Below are 19,216 nucleotides of genomic sequence, written 5' to 3' on the forward strand. Positions count from 1 at the left end.
GTGAACGATCCGTTCCCTGGTTTATAGGAGAGGTTTTAGTGTTACAATCTTAACTAATAACGGGGGAAACGTTATGAATACTAATTTAATTAAGGGAAGCGGAGTTTTGAATCAGACGGACTATACCTCTGCTACGGTTCTTTCAACCGCCGCTAATTTTATTATGAATAGGCAAGAACCTTTTACACATACCTTCCGGACTTATATTCGTTTACGGGAAAACGGCCCGTTGCAGCTGAAATTTTGGCATAGCAATGCGGTGGATTCCACCTGGGACCAAGGGCTTGAAGCTTCGGGCAGTGAGCCTGGGGGCAGTTGGGTAATCGAATCGGCTTTTATCGCGGATGGAGGGACTGAGCCAAACGGAGCTATTATTGAGCATACACAACATGCTGTCACCTTTGAAGGCAATGTCTCCAAGTCAGTAGCGGCCGGTGAATGCTTCTGGAGTGATGAGACAAGTATCAATCTTCCCGATGGCCATTACTTAGCATTTACATGGACAATTAAGACAACTACTGCGGGCAAATCCATTCCTTTCAACGTAGAAGGGATGCTGGCAACCGCTTATGATGCGCCCGGAAATCTGGCTACACAGGAATCAGCCGATGGATTTACAGAATCTGACAAGCTTTTGGTACTGCCAAGCTATATCGGGTATAAGAAAGCTGTGAATAAGAAGCTAGTATTTTTGGGAGATTCGATTACTCAAGGTGTGCGGACATTAAAGGACGGATACGAATATTGGGCAGCGAGAATTGCGGATGGTCTTGGTGCAGAGATTGGTGTATGGAATCTCGGCTCAGGCTGGGCTAGAGCGTATGATGTGGCTGCGGATGGCCCTTGGCTTCACAAAGCTAAACAGAGTGATGAACTGATGATTGTCCTCGGCGTAAATGATATTGATATTGGCTGCCGCTCTGCAGATGAGTTACTTGGTGATCTGACAACTATTATTGCTAAGATCAAAACAGCAAATGCTGATGCTAGTATTATTCTAAGTACGGTGCCGCCGTTTAATTTTCAGGAGGCAAGAGAAGAAACTTGGCGTAGAGTGAATCATGAAATCCTGACTAACCCACCCGCTGGAGTAGACCGTGTGTTTGATATAGCAAGCCTATTATCGTTGCCTGCACCAGACGATCACCGGATCAGACCGGAATATATGAGTGGACAAGACGACCCGCATCCGAACGGCATAGCCGGTAAGACGGTTGCGGACGCCTTTTTAAACTGGTATTGATCAACTCTTAAATGTGTCCCGGTAGTCCTTAGGTGAAGATCCGACCTGCTTCTTAAACACTTTGCTGAAATATTTAACATCATGAAAACCGACCATTTCGGAGATTTGGGCCAGCTTCAGACGAGGATTCTGCAATAGTAGTTTAGCTTTATCTATTCGAATATTAACAATAAAGTCGGAGAAGTTAATCCCGTATTCCTGTTTGAATCGGCGGGAAATATATTCACGGCTAACAAAAAACTTTCCGGCCACTTCCTGTAAGGACAGGTCGGAAGCGTAATTAAGCTCGATGTATTTGACGATATCATGCATCGGATTACGTTCTTTAGCTTGTTTCAGGGCGATTACTTCGGCCAGCTCCTGCATTAGGGTATACGACCAGTCACGCCAAGCGAATAAGGAGAACGAGTAACCGTTCGTATAAGGAGCTGGGTGAAGCTGGTCGGCCTGTTCAAGCTCGGCCAGTGCGCCTTCAGCTTCAGGGCCTAACATTTCCCGTACCAGCTGGGAACGAAATAGTAGAGCATCATTTTTCCATGAGTTTAGGATTTCTGGCGTAACAATTCCGCCTCGGCTAAGCTCATCTACCCAGTGCTGCGCAGCTGTTGATAATATCTCTGGACTTCCGCTGATGACTGCCATTTTCCAATCTTCCTTGACGTCAGCAAAGTTCGTTGTTGATACATTACCGCGAACCTCTGCTTTGGCGATCTCTTTACGATCTCTGAATTCTTCGGAGGAAGAGGAGAAATGGCAGTAATCCTCATGAATTAATAAGTTTCGGCGTTGTAAGGCCTCTGCCACCTCTGCACGCTGATAAGGTAACTGCTTAGGTAAGTTGCCGATGCTGCTGATTCCAAAATGCATTCGGACCTGCAAGGTAGAGTAGATGCCATGATTGATTCTGCCTATTAGCTCGACAACAGAGGTTTGAATATCCCACAGAATAATCGCAATCTCCGGAGGACCTCCCCAATAACGAAAAGCAACACCCTTATGCGGACTGTGCAAAAATTCATTACAAATATTGACGATAGCGTAGTTCATTAGCTCGGTGTCTCCGCCAAAACGTTTAATCAACGGATTGTTACCCGCATCTGTCTGCACCAATATTAACCGAGCGGAATGGATGCTTTCCGGAATGATACCATCACTGCATAACCTCCGCAAAGATAAATCAGAATTGATCGGATCATCAATTAGTGCAGATAATAGCTTTTCCCCATAAATGGGCTTGAACTCATTAAGCTGAATACTCTGTTTCTGCCGTTCGCTTCGGTCGTCTTCTTCTGAGCGCCAGGCTGCAACTGCTTTAGCTACCGCTACATTGATTGCCTCGGCTTCGATAGGTTTCAGGATATAATCAATACCCCCATGCCGCACAGTCTGCCGTACGAACTCAAAATCATTATGTCCGCTGACTACAATAAACTTAGTGTTGCCGGCGAATTCGTTCACCCAGGTCATTAACTCTATCCCATTACCTGATTCCATCATCATATCCATAATGACTAATGCTGGTTTAGCCTGCCGGATGATCTCGATGGCTTCATTTCCATTTCCGGCTTCCAGAATTTCATCTATTTGATGGGCGTCCCAGTCGACAAGCAGTCTGACTGCCTTTCTAACTCTTGCCTCGTCATCAACAATCAACGCCTTCATATCTTTTCACGCTCCGCTATAATTTCAATTTCCAATTTCACTACTACTCCGCCCGCTCTAAGGTTATCCACAGTTAAAGTGGCGCTATCTCCGCACACAAACTTGAGTCGAGCCAGAACGTTCGGCAGACCAATACCTGATCCTGTAGCTTCCTTGGTTTGCTCTGTATTTCTTAATAAATCTATATCTGTTCTAGTAGGATGCTGTAGCTTCTGCTTTAAAAGATCTAACTTCGCTGAAGGGATCGCATTTCCGTTATTTTGGATACAGATTTCCATCCGGTTGTCATCCACTCTTGTTGCGGTGATTTCAATGAATCCGTCACTGCGGGAAAGATTAAAGCCGTGTTTGAAATAATTTTCTACAATAGGCTGTAAAATCATTTTCGGCATAAACGTCTCTAAAAGTGATTCCTCCATATCGTAGCGGAAACTGAACTTATTTTCAAAACGTTCCTTTTGCAGTTCAATGTAGGCTTTGACATGATCCAGCTCATCCTTAACAGTTACGATCTTCTCCTCATTGTACATGCTGTAGCGCATCATTTTGGCTAGAGCTGAAAGAAGTGAGTAAATTTGGGGCACTTTAAGCTCTAAGGCCAGCGTGCCAATGATCTGTAACGTGTTATTCAGAAAATGCGGGTTGATTTGTGCCTGCAGTGCCCGCAGTTCATTGGTCTTATTGGACAATTCCAGCTTGTACTCTCTTAAAATCAGGTTGTTGATCGTGTCCATCATACTGCGGAATCGCTCGGTAACCACGCCAATCTCATCTTTGCCCATAGGTTGAATTTCAACATCAAGATTACCGGTCTGCACCTGATTCATGTAACGAGTCAACTGCTTGATAGGAGCCGTGATTCGAAAAGAGATCAGGGTCGTTAACGTGGCAATTGTAATCAAAAGTAGAACAAGGAGGAATATATTGATCGCTGCCGCCTCGTTAGCTTCCCGGAAAAGATAGGACGTAGGAATCTGCTTCACGAGGGTCCAATTTAAACCTTGGGTTTCGATTCTTTGGTAAATAAACACAGCATCTTCCTCTTCAAAATACCCTTGCGAGCTTTGATTCGTGGCGATTTGCTTGTTGTACCAAGAAGCGTGTAGGCGCTTGCCGTATTCCTCACTATTGCTTCCGTATACAATCCTGCCATCGCCATCCAGCAGCCAAATGTTCTCCTGCTTCTGATCATATAACTGGCTGACGATGTCGGTAAGAGCCGTTAGCTTAACATCGATCGACAGGAAGCCGAGTGGGGTGGTAGTGGGAATCCTTTCAATTCGTCTATGCAATGTAAACACAGGCTCCGGTATGAGTTGCGGGATAGGTGAGGTTAGACCATAGCTGTGACTTATATGTGTACTTTGTATAAACACAGGAGAACTGCTAGTGATCTCTGAGTCAGCATAAGGGGGGATACCCTGCCAACGTTTGGGTGTATTTTGGGTGAGCAAAGTGGCTTTTCTATCCTTTACACCGTAAAGATACACCTGGGATATATCTGGCATGGATGAAGAAATGTAATTTAGAGAAGAATAAATTCGTGTATTTGCTGCCATATCCTCGTATCCCGCTTCGAGCAGTCTGTAGAAATCTGAATCTGAATAGACGATAAGGGAAAGACGATTGATCTCCTGAATCAGACTTTCGATGTTTCTATTGCCTTGAAAGAGGAGGTTCGTATTCTCATCTACTGCCCTTGTTCTTAGGGATTGAGTGCTATAGTGATAGCTAATAAACATGGTGGCCATAATACAGATTAACGTTGGCAGTAGGATAAAAACGATCAATTTTGTGCGAATCGTGTTCCATTTCATCGAAATTTGTCACATCCGATCAATATTTTACACCTGAAAGATCACTTTAGTAGGTGTGAGGTACCCTGAAAAAAACAGATAATATGTGTATAAAGCATAAACAAGTAAGTGAGCAAAAGAAAGGGGGGGGCAATAAATGCGCGGCACTAAGTTGTCCCAGTTAGGTCAACAGCTTTTTTTCGTTGGTCCGGCAGTTTTGTTTTTTACCTTAATAACGATTATCCCATTTTTGATGGGGATGTATTACTCTTTCACAGATTGGAACGGTGTATCCGGTAATGTAAGTTGGGTCGGATTTCAAAACTTTTCCACTATTTTCTCAAATGACCCTGACTTCTGGTCTTCCTTTTGGTTCACGGTAAGATTTACGGTGTTAGGTGTGATTTTGACTAACGTGGTAGGCTTCTTCTTAGCTTATCTGTTAACTAAACCTTTAAAGACACGTAACATGCTTCGGACTATTTTCTTTATGCCGAACGTTATCGGGGGATTGTTGCTTGGTTTCATCTGGCAATTTATCTTCATCAAAGGGTTCGCCACTATGGGCGACCTCACAGGATGGTCCTTCTTTAATCTTCCTTGGCTCGGTGATGCCACAACAGGATTCTGGGCGATTGTAATGGTCTTTGTTTGGCAGTCTTCCGGTTATCTAATGGTTATCTACATTGCCTCGTTGAGTAACGTATCTAAAGAAGTACTAGAAGCGGCTGATATTGATGGTGCATCCCGTTGGCAGGTGCTACGCAATATCGTAGTTCCGCTAATTATGCCTGCTGTAACTATCGGATTATTCTTGGCCATTTCCTGGTCATTCAAAATGTTTGACCTTAACTTGTCCTTGACGAAGGGTGGACCGTTCAAATCGACGGAATCCGTTGCTATGAATATTTACAATGAAGCCTTCCTGAACAATCGTTACGGGCTGGGTACTGCAAAAGCGCTGCTGTTCTTTGTAATTGTAGCCATCATTACTCTGATTCAGGTCCGTATCACGAAGAGCAAGGAGGTTGAAGCGTAATGAAACCTACGGAAAAAAAGAGATGGAATATTGGTACGGAAGTGATAATGATCCTTCTGGCGCTGCTCTTTCTCTCTCCATTCTATTTCTTGCTCGCAAACTCGGTGAAATCCTTCGGTGAAATTCTGAGTGATGCGGCAAGCTGGCCAAAAGTATTTATGTGGTCGAACTATTCAACCGCCTGGAAATTAGCCCGTTTCGGTGAAGCATTCCGAAACTCGGTTATTATCACAGTGATCAGTGTTATTCTAATCTCTCTGTTCAGTGCGATGGCATCTTATCGTATGGTTCGGGCGAATACGAAATTCAATCAGTTCTTGCTGCTTATCTTTGTAGCAGCAATGGTAGTTCCGTTCCAAACGATCATGATTCCAATTCTGAAGGTCGTAAATGTTATTGGAGTAAATAACTCTTTCCTTGGTTTGATTATCACGAATCTAGGAATCAGTGTTCCGATGGCGATCTTCCTGTTCCACGGCTTTATCAAGTCCGTTCCTCTTGAAATTGAAGAGGCGGCTACAGTAGATGGATGTAATCCTATTACCGTGTTCTTCCGTATTGTGCTTCCTTTGCTGAAGCCAATGGTGATGACAACAATCGTGCTAAACGCACTTGGAATATGGAATGACTATCTGTTGCCATCCTTGATTCTTCAGGCACCAGAGCTTCGGACCATTCCACTAGCGACTTTCTCCTTCTTTGGTCAATACACCAAACAATGGGATATGGCACTTCCGGCTCTCGTAATCGGGGTCGCACCAATTATAATTTTCTACCTGTTTATGCAACGTTACATTGTTGAGGGAATAGCGGCTGGCTCGGTGAAAGGTTAACACCGAGCCCTCCGTTCCAAATATTTTTTAAGCAGTCCACTATTTTAAGGGGGAATATATAATGAAGAAGAAACACTCCGCAGTTGCTCTATCAGCAGTAATGGCAATGAGTTTAGCTCTAACGGCATGTGGTGGTAATAATAACGCTTCTAGTAACTCACAAAATGGAAGCGCTGGCACAAATTCAGGTGAAGTGAAGACCGTTAAGATCTTCCAATTCAAAACTGAAATCGTAGAAGGCCTCAATGAGCTTAAGGTTGAATTCGAAAAAGAATACCCTAACATCAAGCTGGATATCCAAACAGTTGGTGGTGGTGCGGACTACGCAGCAGCATTGAAAACTAAATTCGCTTCCGGCGATGCGCCTGATATTTTCTCCAATGGTGGATATGCAGAAATGGAACTTTGGGGAGACAAGATGGAAGATCTGTCCGACCAACCTTGGGTAAAAGATCTGATTCCTATGGCTGCAGAGCCTATGACTAAAGATGGCAAAGTATACGGTATGGCAATGAACCTTGAGGGTATCGGTATTGTGTATAACAAGGACTTGTTCGCTAAAGCGGGAATCACTGAAACTCCAAAAACATTGTCACAGCTTGAAGAAGCAGCCAAAAAGCTGCAAGCTATCGATGTAACTCCTTTTGGTAATGCATATCAGGAATGGTGGCTGCTAGGTAACCAAGGGATCAGCGTAGCCTTTGCACAACAAGATAATGTAGATGAATTCATCAAAGGTTTGAATGAAGGAACTGGTACAATTGTAGGCAATAAAACGTTTGAAGAGTGGAGCAAGTATCTCAAACTGACTTTACAATACGGACAAAAGAATCCTTTGACCACAGATGCTAACACTCACCTGGCAATGTTCGCAAAAGGCGAAACTGCAATGATGCAAGAAGGTAACTGGGCACAAACTCTTGTTGATAACATCACTCCTGATATGAACATTGGCATGTTCCCTATGCCAATCAATGAAGATGCTGAGAAGAATGACAAAATGACTGTTGGTATCCCTGCGAACCTTGTAGTCAACAAAGAATCCGGTTCTAAAGAAGAAGCAAAAACGTTCTTGAACTGGTTGGTAACTTCCGATATGGGTAAAGAGTACATCGTTAAAAAATGGAAATTCATCCCTGCTTTGTCCACAATCGAAGCAACACCTGAAGACATCGGTATGCTTGGAGCAGACGTATGGAACTATGTAAAAGAAAACAAAGTTTATGGCCTGCAATCCTCTAAATTCCCTGATGGTGTAACGCAAGAATTTGCCAGCGTGATTCAACAGTTCATTGCTGACAAGGTTGACGTTAACGGTTGGATGACTGGTATGCAAGCTGCATGGGACAAGCTTAAAAAATAAGTAAAGCACATTATAGAGAAGATTTAATGGATATTAGTGGTTAACAGAAGCGCTCTCCGTATACCTCATCAATTTGAGACGGGGAGCGCTTTTTTTGGGAAACAGGGCTGATTATCAAGGGATGGGGAGAAGCGCCAATGAAACGATATGATCATGTTCAGATGGGTGTGGACTATTACCCGGAGCATTGGGATGAATCCATGTGGGAACCAGATATCAAGTTGATGAAAGAAACAGGTGTTAAAGTAGTCCGGGTTGCTGAGTTCGCATGGAGCCGACTGGAGCCAACTGAGGGGAATTACCAGTTTGAGTGGCTGGACCGTGCGCTGGACCTTTTTCATCAATATGATCTGCAGGTTGTGATGGGTACGCCAACAGCTACACCGCCAAGATGGTTAACGACGAAATTTCCGGATGTGCTTCCGGTGTTTGCTAATGGAGAGATTTTTCACCCGGGGGTACGTGGACACCGCTGCTATAACAGCACATCGCTGCGTGAGTATGGCAGCCGTATTATTCTGCGTCTTGCCGAACGTTACAGTGAACACCCGGCCGTCATAGGCTGGCAGACTGATAATGAATTTGGCATGTTGGATTGTCATTGTGACGCTTGTAATACTGCTTTTCGAGCATGGGTACAAGCTAAATACGGAACACTGGCTGAGGTCAATGCAGAATGGGGAACCGTTGTTTGGAGCGGGGAGTACAGCGATTGGAATGAGCTTACCGTGCCGTTGGGCGGATCACCTCATCAGAATCCATCTTTTCTGCTGGACTTTCAGCGGTTTCAGTGGGATTCGGTGGTAGCGTTTCAGACAGCGCAGATCAATATTTTGCGTATGATTTGTCCAGAGCATTTCATAACCCATAACTTTCACAGCTATCCGCAGCGTCTCGATATGTACGCAGTGGGTGCAGATCTGGACGTGGCTGCGTTTGATTATTATCCGAATACTTCGCCAACCAAACAAGAGACAACGCCTTATAGCGGAGCACTTTCATTGGACGTAACCCGTGGCATCAAACGCCAAAACTTCTGGATCATGGAGCAGCTGAGTGGATCTCCGGGTTGTTGGATGCCGATGTGGCGAACCCCTTATCCGGGACTAATTCGTGCCTATGCATGGCAGGCGATTGCTAGAGGTGCGGATACTGTTGTTCATTTTCGCTGGAGAAGTGCAACTTCAGGAGCAGAACAATTCTGGCACGGGCTGATTGATCACAGCAATGTTCCCGGACGCAGATTAGCGGAGTTCACGCAGCTATGTCATGAGGTTAATGGGCTGAGCGGCAAGCTCCAAGGAACGATGCTGAAAAACGAAGTGGCTATCCTCCATTCTCATGAAGAGAAGGCTGCGCTGGATATTCAGCCGCAGGCAGAGGGCTTTGATTATTATGAGAACATTAAGCAGATTCACCGGGCGGTGACCAAGCTTGGCATGGGCTGCGATGTTATCGACCTCAGACAACCGCTTGATGGATACAAAGTAGTAATCGCTCCAAATTTATATTTGCTGGATGAGGAGATCGTACGTAATCTGGAGGATTTTGCCCTCGCTGGCGGGACCTTGCTGATCACCAACCGTAGTGGCGTCAAAAATATAAACAACATCGCAGTCATGCAACCGCTGCCTGGGCAGCTGAGCTATTGTACCGGCGTTGAAGTGCTGGAGTATGATCCGATTGGCGTTGAAACACATGTCATCGTGGATGCGGAGGGTAACCCATATGAATGTACGCAGTGGTGCGACATCCTCCGACCTGTAGTGGCCCAGCCAATTGCCTGGTATGGTGATGATTTCTATCGCGGCACACCCGCTGTAACTGTTAATTCCTTCGGCAAAGGTCAGGTTTATTACTTTGGAACCCATGCGGAAGAGCAATACTGGTCAGTTCTATTGGAGAACCTGGCTAAGGAAAAAGGGTTGTTATGCTTTGCAGGATTGCCAAACGGAGTACAAGCCTCCGTGCGGACTGGAGATCAGGGAAGCTTCTTGTTCCTGCTTAATCTGAGCCGCGAGTCGGTGATCGTTCCGTTGCCACGAGAATACAGCAGCCTGCTGGATAATAAGATTCGATCGGGAGAGCTCCAGCTCGAGCCGTATGGTGTTGAGGTGCTGGAGATTTGAGTGGTTTTGAGTAAAGAGATTTTGGAGTGGGTTTGGGAGTGTGGCAGGAGAGGGGAAAGTGGAGTGGGGAATGTGTGGAGTAGGGTGAAGTGAAGGTTGGTGAAGATGGAGTGGGGGATGTGTGGAGTAAGGGTGAAGTGAGGTTGGTGAAGATGGAGTGAGGGATGTGTGGAGTAGGGTGAAGTGAAGGTTGGTGAAGATGGAGTGAGGGATGTGTGGAGTAGGGTAAAGTGAGGTTGGTGAAGATGGAGTGAGGGATGTGTGGAGTAGGGTAAAGTGAGGTTGGTGAAGATGGAGTGAGGGATGTGTGGAGTAAGGGAAGAGCGGTGTAGGGGAATGTGTGGGGTAGGAATAGTGAAGTAAGTGGAAGTGTGGAGTAAAAAATGAGTGGAGTAGGGCATGTAGAAACTTCAACAGAAGCACAACAGAAGCACAACAGAAAATAGTTGCACTTCGTACACTTATTTGAAGTGTTGGAGTATTTAATTGGTTTTAGTTGCACTTTGTGCAGCTAAAAATTGGCTAATCCCGCTGCAAGGCCATATTCCGAGAATATAGTTGCACAGAATACACTTATATGGATAATATCTGCCGTGCAGGCTATTTTAAGTGTACAAAGTGCAATTATTTCGTCTGACTTACTCATACTGACTGAAGAGAGCTGCACAATGGAGTCCCCAACATGAGCAGATTTTCACAAGGAGTCCACCATGTGCAGATCTGCACGATCCATCTCACAGGTGCCGTACACTCGCAGCCAAATGCACCCAGCCACCGTACCGTACCGCACTTCACCGTACCGCCCAATTCTACACAATAGTAGCGCATACCATACTCTTACTACGTTCTAGCCGCATATTCGCAGCGAGCAATTTCTCCACAGCAGGCGGGGCATATTTAATGTAGGCGTCTAAATTGCTCCGGCGTAGTCCCGGATTGCTTGCGAAAAGTGGCTACATAATGGCTGACATCGCGGAAGCCGACTAGCTGGGAGATAGCTTTTACCGTAAGATCGGGTTGGCTTACGAGCATTTCTTTGCTTTTGCGGATGCGTAACCGTACGAAATAGGCATAAGGCGAGAGTCCGAAAGTTTGGACGAATAGGTTGTTAAGATAGCGCCCAGATACGCCTAGTTCATCGGCTAGATCGTTCAGTCCAAGATCAGGATCGCCATAATGGCTGTCCATCCATTTTAGCAGTGGCTGCAGCTTATCTACATTGCGGGAAATCGCCGTATTATTTTGAAGCTGGCCATATTTACTCAAAGTAAGCAAAAAACGATAAGCATCTGTGGAGGCGCCGAGACCAAACATATCCTGATAGGCATCATGACGATCCAGCATTTCCTTCAGCAAATTGGGGAGAGGCGCTTCATTTTCCCAACGGTAAAAAGAATTACTATTCATCCCAAGGGTCTCCAAAATAGAGTGTGCCGAATCGCCACCAAACGTTAGATAATAGGTACCCCAGTTTTTAGTGGAAGCCTCATAACGATGGGGTGTATAAGGAAGTAGTAATACGCCGCTGCCTTCGGGCAGGGAAAAGGTTTTATTGTCAAAATGGATGATCCCTTCACCTTCTGAGGTTTGAAGCCAATGATACGTGTCATAACCATCGGGGCGGGATACTTTTTCCTGATCATGATTGTGCCCCATACTGTCTAAAGTGATTGGCAAGTGCTGTCCACCTTCATGGACGAATACGATCCTGCGATGCATGATTTCGGACAATGTTATCCTCTCCTGTTAGTTCTATATTCTTATATGTATGAGATATTATTTTATATTTAAAGGGCAACCTTAACCATTTACAATAGATATATAATTATACTATAAAGGGTGTGCGAAGTGTGATTAACGATAAATTACCTAAAATTTGGTACGGTGGAGACTACAATCCGGAGCAATGGGATGCGCCAGTATGGGCTGAGGATGAACGGATGTTCAAGCTGGCGGGAATTGATGTTGCCACAATTAATGTGTTTTCCTGGGCTTTAATCCAACCTTCCGAAGATACTTATGATTTCTCCTCATTGGATGAATTAATGGATAGACTATATAAAAATGGAACTTATGTATGTCTAGCTACAGGAACAGGAGCACATCCAGCTTGGATGGCTCATCGTTATCCTGAAGTGACCCGTGTCGATGTGCAGGGCAGAAAACGTAAGTTCGGCGGACGTCATAACTCCAATCCGAACAGTTCAGTTTACCGCAAGTATGCAGCGAAGCTGGCTGGTAAGCTGGCAGAACGCTACAAGGATCATCCGGCACTGGTAGCTTGGCATATTTCAAATGAATATGGTGGCTATGATTATTCCGAACAGTCCGCTGCTGCCTTCCGTGTCTGGTTGAAGGAGCGTTATGGTTCGCTGGATGCTTTGAACAAGGCTTGGAATACACGCTTTTGGGGACATACGTTTTATGATTGGGAAGAAATTGTGGTGCCAAATGAGCTGAGTGAAGAATGGAACGGTAACCGTACTAACTTCCAAGGAATCTCGTTGGACTATCGCCGGTTTATGTCTTATAGCTTGCTCGAATGTTACAAAATCGAATACGAAGCGATCAAAGAACACAGCACTAACGAACCTGTTACAACGAACCTGATGGGCTTTTATCCGGAGCTGGATTATTTTGAGTGGGCCAAGCATATGGATGTAATTTCTTGGGACAACTATCCTTCACTGGACACACCGGTCAGCTTTACAGCAATGACACATGATCTTATGCGTGGATTAAAAAATGGCCAACCATTCATGCTGATGGAGCAAACACCGAGCCAGCAGAACTGGCAACCGTACAACTCTTTGAAACGTCCAGGCGTTATGCGTCTATGGAGTTACCAGGCTGTAGCGCGTGGTGCAGATACTGTGTTGTTCTTCCAACTGCGTCGTTCGATAGGGGCTTGTGAAAAGTATCATGGAGCGGTAATTGAGCATGTGGGTCATGAACACACACGGGTATTCCGTGAATGTGCTGAGCTGGGTAAAGAGCTGGAGCAGCTTGGAGATCAACTACTGGATGCGCGCAGTGCAGCTAAAGTAGGGATCATCTACGATTGGGAAAATCGTTGGGCGCTTGATCTCTCAAGCGGACCGTCGGTTGCCTTGGATTACGTGGATGAAGTCCACAAATATTATGATGCGCTGTATCAGCAAAATATCGAAGCCGACATGATCGGGGTCGAAGAGAACCTGTCCAAGTATGAAATTGTTATCGCACCCGTAATGTACATGGTCAAGCCAGGTTTTGCAGAGAAGGTTGAAGCCTTTGTAAAAGCGGGCGGCACATTCATTACGACTTATTTCAGCGGTATTGTTAATGAGAACGACCTTGTAACGGTTGGAGGTTATCCAGGCGAGTTACGTAAAGTGCTTGGAATTTGGGCAGAGGAAATCGATGCATTACTGCCAGGTATGAGCAATGAGCTCGTGCTGGATAAAACGTGGGGTAGCTTGAGTGGTTCTTATAAATGTGATCTGCTCTGCGATCTGATCCATGCCGAAGGGGCAGAAGTTTTGGCAGAGTACGGTTCTGATTTCTATAAAGGAATGCCTGCGTTGACTGTGAATAAATTTGGCGAAGGTAAAGCTTATTATGTGGCGACTAGCCCAGAAGCTGGATTCCTACAAGGATTCTTAGCGAATCTATGTGCCGAAAAGAACATTCAGCCGCTGGTAACTGCACCGGAAGGTATCGAATCTGTTCAACGTGTGAAGGATGGCGTATCTTACTTGTTCTTACTGAACCACACTGCCGGGGATTTAAGCGCGGATATTGGGGCAGCTGAGCGTACTGATCTACTGACAGGTAATGTAATCAGTGGTTCAGCAGTTGTACCGGGTCGTGGAGTATTGATTTTGTCGGATAAAAAATAGTTGAGTCTCGTCTAACCTATATAAATTTGAAATCCCCACTACAAAACGCTTTTTTGAAGCTGGTCGTAGGTGGGGATTTTTTTCTGTTATTTTTTGGTAGTTCAGTCGCTGCTCTTTTTGCCTTCAGCCATCCCCATTGGGGTTTCCGCTGCTTAAGGTAATGCTCTCCGCCAAAGTGGAATCGGATTTCAGCGTATATTGGATAATGTCATCAGCTTTCAGGTCAGCTAAGCTGATCGTGTTCTCCTGACGCGTGCCATTGTCAAAGGTCATCGTTACAATTTTGGTATCAGCATCAATTGTAATATCTGTGGTTTCCTCGGAGAAGGTTTGCTGCATCCCACCTCCCTGTGGTCCACCACCTTGTCTACCGCCGTCAGGGGCTCCGCCTTCCGGTATTCCCCCCTCTGGAGGTGTACCGTTTTCTGAGCCTTGATCACCTTCGGGTCTTTCCAGCGGAGTACCAGCCTGGCCGTTCTGCATATCGGCTCCAGCCGTATCTCCAGTGCCTTGTGCGGGCGGGGAAGGCATTTCTGACGTATAGATTGTAATTGTGTTGTCGCTAATACTCTTAATCTTGCCGAAATTCATGGACATGTCGGGTCTGCCGTTTTGTTGATTGCCGTTTCCTTGAGATTGCTGTGCCTCAGTGTTATCTGCGGGTGCCGTGTTCGCTTGGTTATTAGTAACAGCTGTTCCTTCGGACTCCGAATTGGTGCTGCAGCCAGCCAATAGTAGAGAAGCGAGTAGACTTCCTGAGATCATAATCGGTATTAATTTCTTCATTTATTTTCTCTCCTTAATAGTTTTAGATTGATTAGGAGAAATATATCAGACGGTTCTGAAAGGTTGATTAAGATCAGCTGAAAGTTTGCCTAAAGAAATAGATCATGTAAATGCTATATAATAATCATATAAGTGGGATAAAACTCTACAAAGGTAAGTCATGATAAGAGATAACCAACGTTCAGGAAAGAGGCAGTACATGAAGAATTTACTCGTAACAGGCTACCGTGCGCATGAGCTCGGTATTTTTGACAATAAGCATCCGGGAATTCCTTATATCAAAAAGGCGCTGTCTAACAGATTAAAGCCGCTAATTGAAGAAGGCGTCGAATGGATTATTACCCCCGGCCAGTATGGTGTCGATCTTTGGGCTTGTGAGGTGGTATGTGAACTCAAGACTCAATATCCTGAATTGAAATTGGGGATCATTACGGCGCATACTGGACAGGAAGAGAAGTGGAAGGAAGAGAAGCAGGAGGAATACCGACGTATTATTGCGGGTGCGGACTTTTGCAGGGCGGTCAGTAATGCCCCTTATGACGGCAGCTGGCAGTTCCGGGCCAGAGATGACTTGTTGTTCCGCAAAAGTGACGGGATATTGCTCTTTTATGATGAGGATGCGGCGGAAGGCAGCCCGAAGTTTTTTAAAGAACGAGCGCTGAAGCTGCATGCAGAGGGGGACTACGAGCTATTTCTTATTCATTCTGATGAGATTCAAAATATTGCCGATGAAGAAAATCAGCGAGATTATGAATAAAGCTACGAACGAAGATATTGCGAAATAAAAAAGCCCGAATCGGCATTGGGAAATCACCGTTAAGGGCTTTAGTTTCTATTTGAACGAGAGGCGGAGAATAGGATGAGTGAGGTCAATCAAGCAGATATTCGTTATGTTATTTTGCTTAGCCCGACGAATAAAGACCGTAGAGACATGGAGATTATTCGTGGTCATGTTAAGCATTTACAAGAGCTGGACCGTAAAGGACAATTAGTGCTGTGTGGTCCCTTTAGTGATTGTCCTGGCGGTATGGTTATTGTAAGAGCGAACTCACGCGAAGAAGCCGTTCTCCTTGCCGAAAAAGATCCTTACGTGCTGTCTGGCATTCGTAGCTATGAAGTGCGTACATGGAGTCTGTCCCATGAGGGAAACAGGCATTTAGGTATTGTTCCACTCCAGGAATAGGTTTAATCAAATGAAGCTTTTTAGCGAAGGTGCTTTTCGCACCTTGTAATGCTGCTCATAGGCATAGGCTAGCTTGATAAGCGTAGGCTCCTGATAAGCTTTTGCTGAGAAGGTTACACCAAAGGGAGCGCCGGCCGACGTGTATCCAGAAGGAACGACGATGGACGGATATCCTGCTCTGGAAGTAATTCTGGCGCCAAAATCGGCAGGGAACAGCAGGGCATCCAGATTGTATTCTTTCATAGTGGCATCGATCCCTTCTTCCTTGCACAGCTTCAGGTCAGTCGCACGATGGCGTAAATATTGAGCTTCACTTTGTGTGCCGGAGGAGGTATATTCCGCATCTATTAATGTAGCTTGACCAAATCTCAAAGTCTCCACAGGGTGTGCATGATTAAAATCAATAATATCCTTCAAGGTTCGCATAGGTGCTCCGGGGCCCAAATGAGATAAATAAGCATTCAGTGCTGTTTTGAATTCGTTTAATACCACCGAAGAGTAACTAATTTCGCGGGCGGTCTTAATATCCGCAGGATCAATGATGGTCGCTCCAAGCTCTCTCATTCTGTCGACGGAAGCGTTGAACAAAGCAAGCTGCTCAACTGTGAGCTCCTCAAAATAATAATCACGTGGTATCCCAATTCGAGCGCCCTGCAAACCATTCGGATCAAGGAATACAGTATAATCCTCGTGGATTTTACCTGTATTTGTTCCCATAGCTGCATCGCGCTGATCCTTGCCCAGCATGGCGTTTAGCAGTAACACGGCATCATGAACGGTTCTAGCCATAGGGCCTGCGGTGTCTTGTGTATTGGAGAGCGGCAGGATTCCTGAACGGCTGAGCAGCCCCACGGTTGGCTTAATGCCGATGATGGAGCCCAAATTACCGGGATTAAGAATCGATCCCGAAGTTTCTGTGCCAACAGAGACCGTACAGAAATTACAAGCGACAGCTACTGCTGAACCCGCACTAGAGCCGCCGGTTGGCGTAGAAATATTGTAGGGGTTAAGGACTTGCCCGCCACGGGAGCTATAGCCGGAGGGCATGCCGTTCGTCATAAAATTGGCGAATTCGGTCATATTGGCTTTACCCATAATAATGGCGCCGGCTTCACGCAGCTTGGTAACTATAAACGCATCTTCCCCGGCAAAAGAATTCGCCAAAGCCAGCGAACCCGCACTTGTATGCATTTTGTCCCCAGTATTGATGTTATCTTTCAATAACACAGGTATCCCGTGCAGGGGGCCGCGTGGGCCATTAATTGCCCGTTCCACATCCAGAGATTCTGCGATAAACAACGCATCAGGATTAATCTCCAGTACAGAGTTAATCGTCAGGCCGTTTTTGTCGTGATCAGCAATGCGTTCATAATACATGAGAACTAGTTGTTTTGACGTAATTTCTCCGGCTTCTAATGCGGCTTGGATGTCCGGTATGGTGGCCTCTACGATTTCAAAACTCATATGCGTTCACGCTTCTTTCCCTCTAGGATATGGCTTCTCCTTCATCTAACCATAATTTGGGTGTCGTTGGTAGTTTTCTTTTTAGACTTACATTTTGATTGGCCATTTGATATATTCAGGTCTGCATTGTAATTTTTTTATTTTTCTAGATTAGGAGCTAAATTAAGAACATGAAAAACCACAACTTTGCTTCAAAAATTATCACTTTTTTTGTGGTGATGATAAGTTTTGCTGTTTTATCTTCAAGTCAAGCCTTTGCGGAAGACAGTGATCTCAAATGTTATTTGGACGGTAAGCAATTACATTTTAATGTAAGTCCTATACTGAAAGATGGAGTTACATACATACCTATGCGGGCGATCTTTGAAGCTTTAGGCGCAACTATTAAATGGGATAATCATGCGAAGTCGGTCTCAGCGGTTAAAGGGGATATTAACATTAAGGGTATCAATTTTCAAAATAATACACTAGTCCCTTTAAGATTTATTAGCGAAGTGTTGGGTAGTAGTGTCACTTGGGATGAAGGTACAAAATCTATTTACATAACCTCACCAGTTGCCGAGGAGAAGATTATTGCCCCGGTCAACAGAACAATTTCAGTAGGAAGCCAAGAGCAATCAAAATCGTTATCAGATGAGAGAAACAGGTTTGTTATAAACGTAAAGCACTACGGAATTAAAAATAATCAGTTGTATAGCTTGCTCGAATTTTCTAATATGGATAATAAAGACATCTCAATAAATTTTAAGTCCGGTGATCAAAAAATCATAAAGACATTCTCAAAGGAAAAGGACCCCATGCCGACTCTGAAAATTGAAAATTGTACGGAAGTAACCCATAAAGTAGTTATCGATAATATTGGCGGGAATATATATAAAATCCCGGAACTTTCAGTTAATCAGGCGTGTGTCAGTTCCAACCAATCCCAACAAGATGCGCTTGATGTATGGCGGAACAACAATTCCGGCCTCTCGGAATTAGGCAGTAACCTCGTGTCTGTCCGTAAATATATTCAAGATCAGACGGGTGGGCTGCAAAACTTTGTGATCCCAGCCAATAAAGCTGAACAGCTGATCTTGGTCGCCCCAGTTGGAGGGAAGGATAGGTTGGTTGTGGAGGGCAGTTATTTTGTAGGAGGTCTATCAAATAAGACTATAGAATTCCAACTAGATTATGAAGTGGTTTCTGAGCTCGATTTGGGTATTTATAGTTACATATATACGGAACCTGTATATTAAGGATCGTTTTATTAGAAAAGAGGTGTCCGAACGGCCAAAATAAATGGCTGCTCAGACACCTCTTTTGTTGTGAGTGTGTAGATTAAAGTCTGACAATTACTACTGCGCTGCTGTAAATCCCTCTTCCGCTAAATATTCTTTAGCTTCCTCAAGCGTTTCAAACGCCATCTCCAGATTGAGGTCGGCATAGACATACCATAAATCATCCTCAAGCTTTAGGGTTAGGGTTTGGCCCTCATCATTAGTCCAGAGTGTATCGGCAGTTGCCGCAGCCTTTTTCTTTCTTTTGCTGGCTACAGGAGCATCAGGAATGTAAATAGACAGTGAGGTGATGGAGGCATCCAGCAAACTACGCAGCTCGAATTCCGAGTAGTCGCGAATATTCACGAAGCCCTTATCGTCTGTCTCGTAGCCCCGCAGTAAGCCTGCGAACACATAGCCATTACCATTTGGATGCAGGTGAAAAGCCACGGTTTTCTTATCATGCTGGCTTTCCTCGTAGTGATAGTTCACGCGCCCAAGGGATACATTTTTGCGTTCCAGCTGGGGGTAAGAGTCGAGAATCGCTAATTTTTGTTCAAAAGTAAGCATATACAGCC

General features: G+C 45.0%; 15 protein-coding genes. 9 read left to right on the top strand and 6 right to left on the bottom strand.

The genetic code is table 11. The features are described 5' to 3' along the window. Positions 1 to 73: 73 nt before the first annotated feature. Positions 74 to 1,243 carry a GDSL-type esterase/lipase family protein gene (locus tag NST58_RS04930; protein WP_076184999.1) on the top strand — a complete coding sequence of 390 codons (1,170 nt, stop codon included), beginning with the start codon at positions 74 to 76 and terminating at the stop codon, positions 1,241 to 1,243. Here the strand turns inward: NST58_RS04930 and NST58_RS04935 are convergent, their stop codons facing one another. Both NST58_RS04935 and NST58_RS04940 read right to left on the bottom strand, forming a co-directional pair. Continuing rightward, positions 1,244 to 2,905, bottom strand: coding sequence for a helix-turn-helix domain-containing protein (locus NST58_RS04935; RefSeq protein WP_076185000.1), 1,662 nt, complete (start codon positions 2,903 to 2,905; stop codon positions 1,244 to 1,246). After that, entirely contained in the window at positions 2,902 to 4,722 is a 1,821-nt protein-coding gene (locus NST58_RS04940; protein WP_339246549.1) for a histidine kinase, read from the bottom strand. Before NST58_RS04940 ends, NST58_RS04935 begins: the two co-directional genes overlap by 4 nt. Before the next feature lie 136 nt (positions 4,723 to 4,858). On the opposite strand from NST58_RS04940, the gene NST58_RS04945 reads away from it, so the two are divergent. The 4 genes from NST58_RS04945 (at position 4,859) to NST58_RS04960 (ending at position 10,065) form a co-directional block, all read left to right on the top strand. Next, a complete protein-coding gene (locus NST58_RS04945) occupies positions 4,859 to 5,740 on the top strand; it encodes a sugar ABC transporter permease (RefSeq protein ID WP_036680772.1) in 882 nt (293 codons plus the stop codon). Then, positions 5,740 to 6,573: a carbohydrate ABC transporter permease gene (locus NST58_RS04950; RefSeq protein ID WP_036680774.1), complete on the top strand. Its 834-nt coding sequence runs from the start codon at positions 5,740 to 5,742 to the stop codon at positions 6,571 to 6,573. The genes NST58_RS04945 and NST58_RS04950 overlap by 1 nt, the downstream gene beginning before the upstream one ends. A gap of 61 nt (positions 6,574 to 6,634) precedes the next feature. After that, positions 6,635 to 7,936 (top strand): extracellular solute-binding protein, encoded by a 1,302-nt coding sequence (locus tag NST58_RS04955; RefSeq protein ID WP_094902687.1) that lies wholly within the window; start codon positions 6,635 to 6,637, stop codon positions 7,934 to 7,936. A 137-nt stretch (positions 7,937 to 8,073) separates the two neighbouring features. Continuing rightward, positions 8,074 to 10,065, top strand: coding sequence for a beta-galactosidase (locus tag NST58_RS04960; protein WP_076219661.1), 1,992 nt, complete (start codon positions 8,074 to 8,076; stop codon positions 10,063 to 10,065). An 897-nt stretch (positions 10,066 to 10,962) separates the two neighbouring features. On the opposite strand, the gene NST58_RS04965 is transcribed toward NST58_RS04960, so the two are convergent. After that, positions 10,963 to 11,796, bottom strand: a complete 834-nt coding sequence (locus NST58_RS04965; RefSeq protein WP_254848824.1) for an AraC family transcriptional regulator — start codon at positions 11,794 to 11,796, stop codon at positions 10,963 to 10,965. 119 nt (positions 11,797 to 11,915) lie between these two features. Between NST58_RS04965 and NST58_RS04970 the strand changes: the two genes are divergently transcribed. Continuing rightward, complete coding sequence (locus NST58_RS04970; protein ID WP_339246551.1) at positions 11,916 to 13,946, top strand: beta-galactosidase; 2,031 nt, start codon at positions 11,916 to 11,918, stop codon at positions 13,944 to 13,946. A 123-nt stretch (positions 13,947 to 14,069) separates the two neighbouring features. On the opposite strand, the gene NST58_RS04975 is transcribed toward NST58_RS04970, so the two are convergent. Further along, positions 14,070 to 14,732, bottom strand: coding sequence for a hypothetical protein (locus tag NST58_RS04975; RefSeq protein ID WP_339246553.1), 663 nt, complete (start codon positions 14,730 to 14,732; stop codon positions 14,070 to 14,072). A 199-nt stretch (positions 14,733 to 14,931) separates the two neighbouring features. Here NST58_RS04975 and NST58_RS04980 point away from each other — a divergent pair, with 199 nt between their 5' ends. Together NST58_RS04980 and NST58_RS04985 are read left to right on the top strand one after the other, a co-directional pair. Then, complete coding sequence (locus tag NST58_RS04980; RefSeq protein ID WP_036680784.1) at positions 14,932 to 15,489, top strand: DUF1273 domain-containing protein; 558 nt, start codon at positions 14,932 to 14,934, stop codon at positions 15,487 to 15,489. Between the two features lie 102 nt (positions 15,490 to 15,591). Beyond that, complete coding sequence (locus NST58_RS04985; RefSeq protein ID WP_143759986.1) at positions 15,592 to 15,915, top strand: YciI family protein; 324 nt, start codon at positions 15,592 to 15,594, stop codon at positions 15,913 to 15,915. Positions 15,916 to 15,921: 6 nt separating this feature from the next. Here NST58_RS04985 and NST58_RS04990 read toward each other — a convergent pair whose 3' ends face one another. Further along, entirely contained in the window at positions 15,922 to 17,379 is a 1,458-nt protein-coding gene (locus NST58_RS04990; protein ID WP_076305095.1) for an amidase family protein, read from the bottom strand. Between the two features lie 170 nt (positions 17,380 to 17,549). Between NST58_RS04990 and NST58_RS04995 the strand changes: the two genes are divergently transcribed. After that, positions 17,550 to 18,617, top strand: coding sequence for a copper amine oxidase N-terminal domain-containing protein (locus NST58_RS04995; RefSeq protein WP_339246555.1), 1,068 nt, complete (start codon positions 17,550 to 17,552; stop codon positions 18,615 to 18,617). A 99-nt stretch (positions 18,618 to 18,716) separates the two neighbouring features. On the opposite strand, the gene NST58_RS05000 is transcribed toward NST58_RS04995, so the two are convergent. Continuing rightward, the gene (locus NST58_RS05000; RefSeq protein ID WP_280753479.1) at positions 18,717 to 19,208 is read right to left on the bottom strand and encodes a hypothetical protein; all 492 of its coding nucleotides are present in this window, start codon (positions 19,206 to 19,208) and stop codon (positions 18,717 to 18,719) included. Between the last annotated feature and the right edge of the window lie 8 nt (positions 19,209 to 19,216).

Source organism: Paenibacillus sp. FSL R10-2796 (assembly GCF_037965315.1).
In the GTDB taxonomy this organism is placed as follows: Bacteria; Bacillota; Bacilli; order Paenibacillales; family Paenibacillaceae; genus Paenibacillus_AQ; species Paenibacillus_AQ odorifer.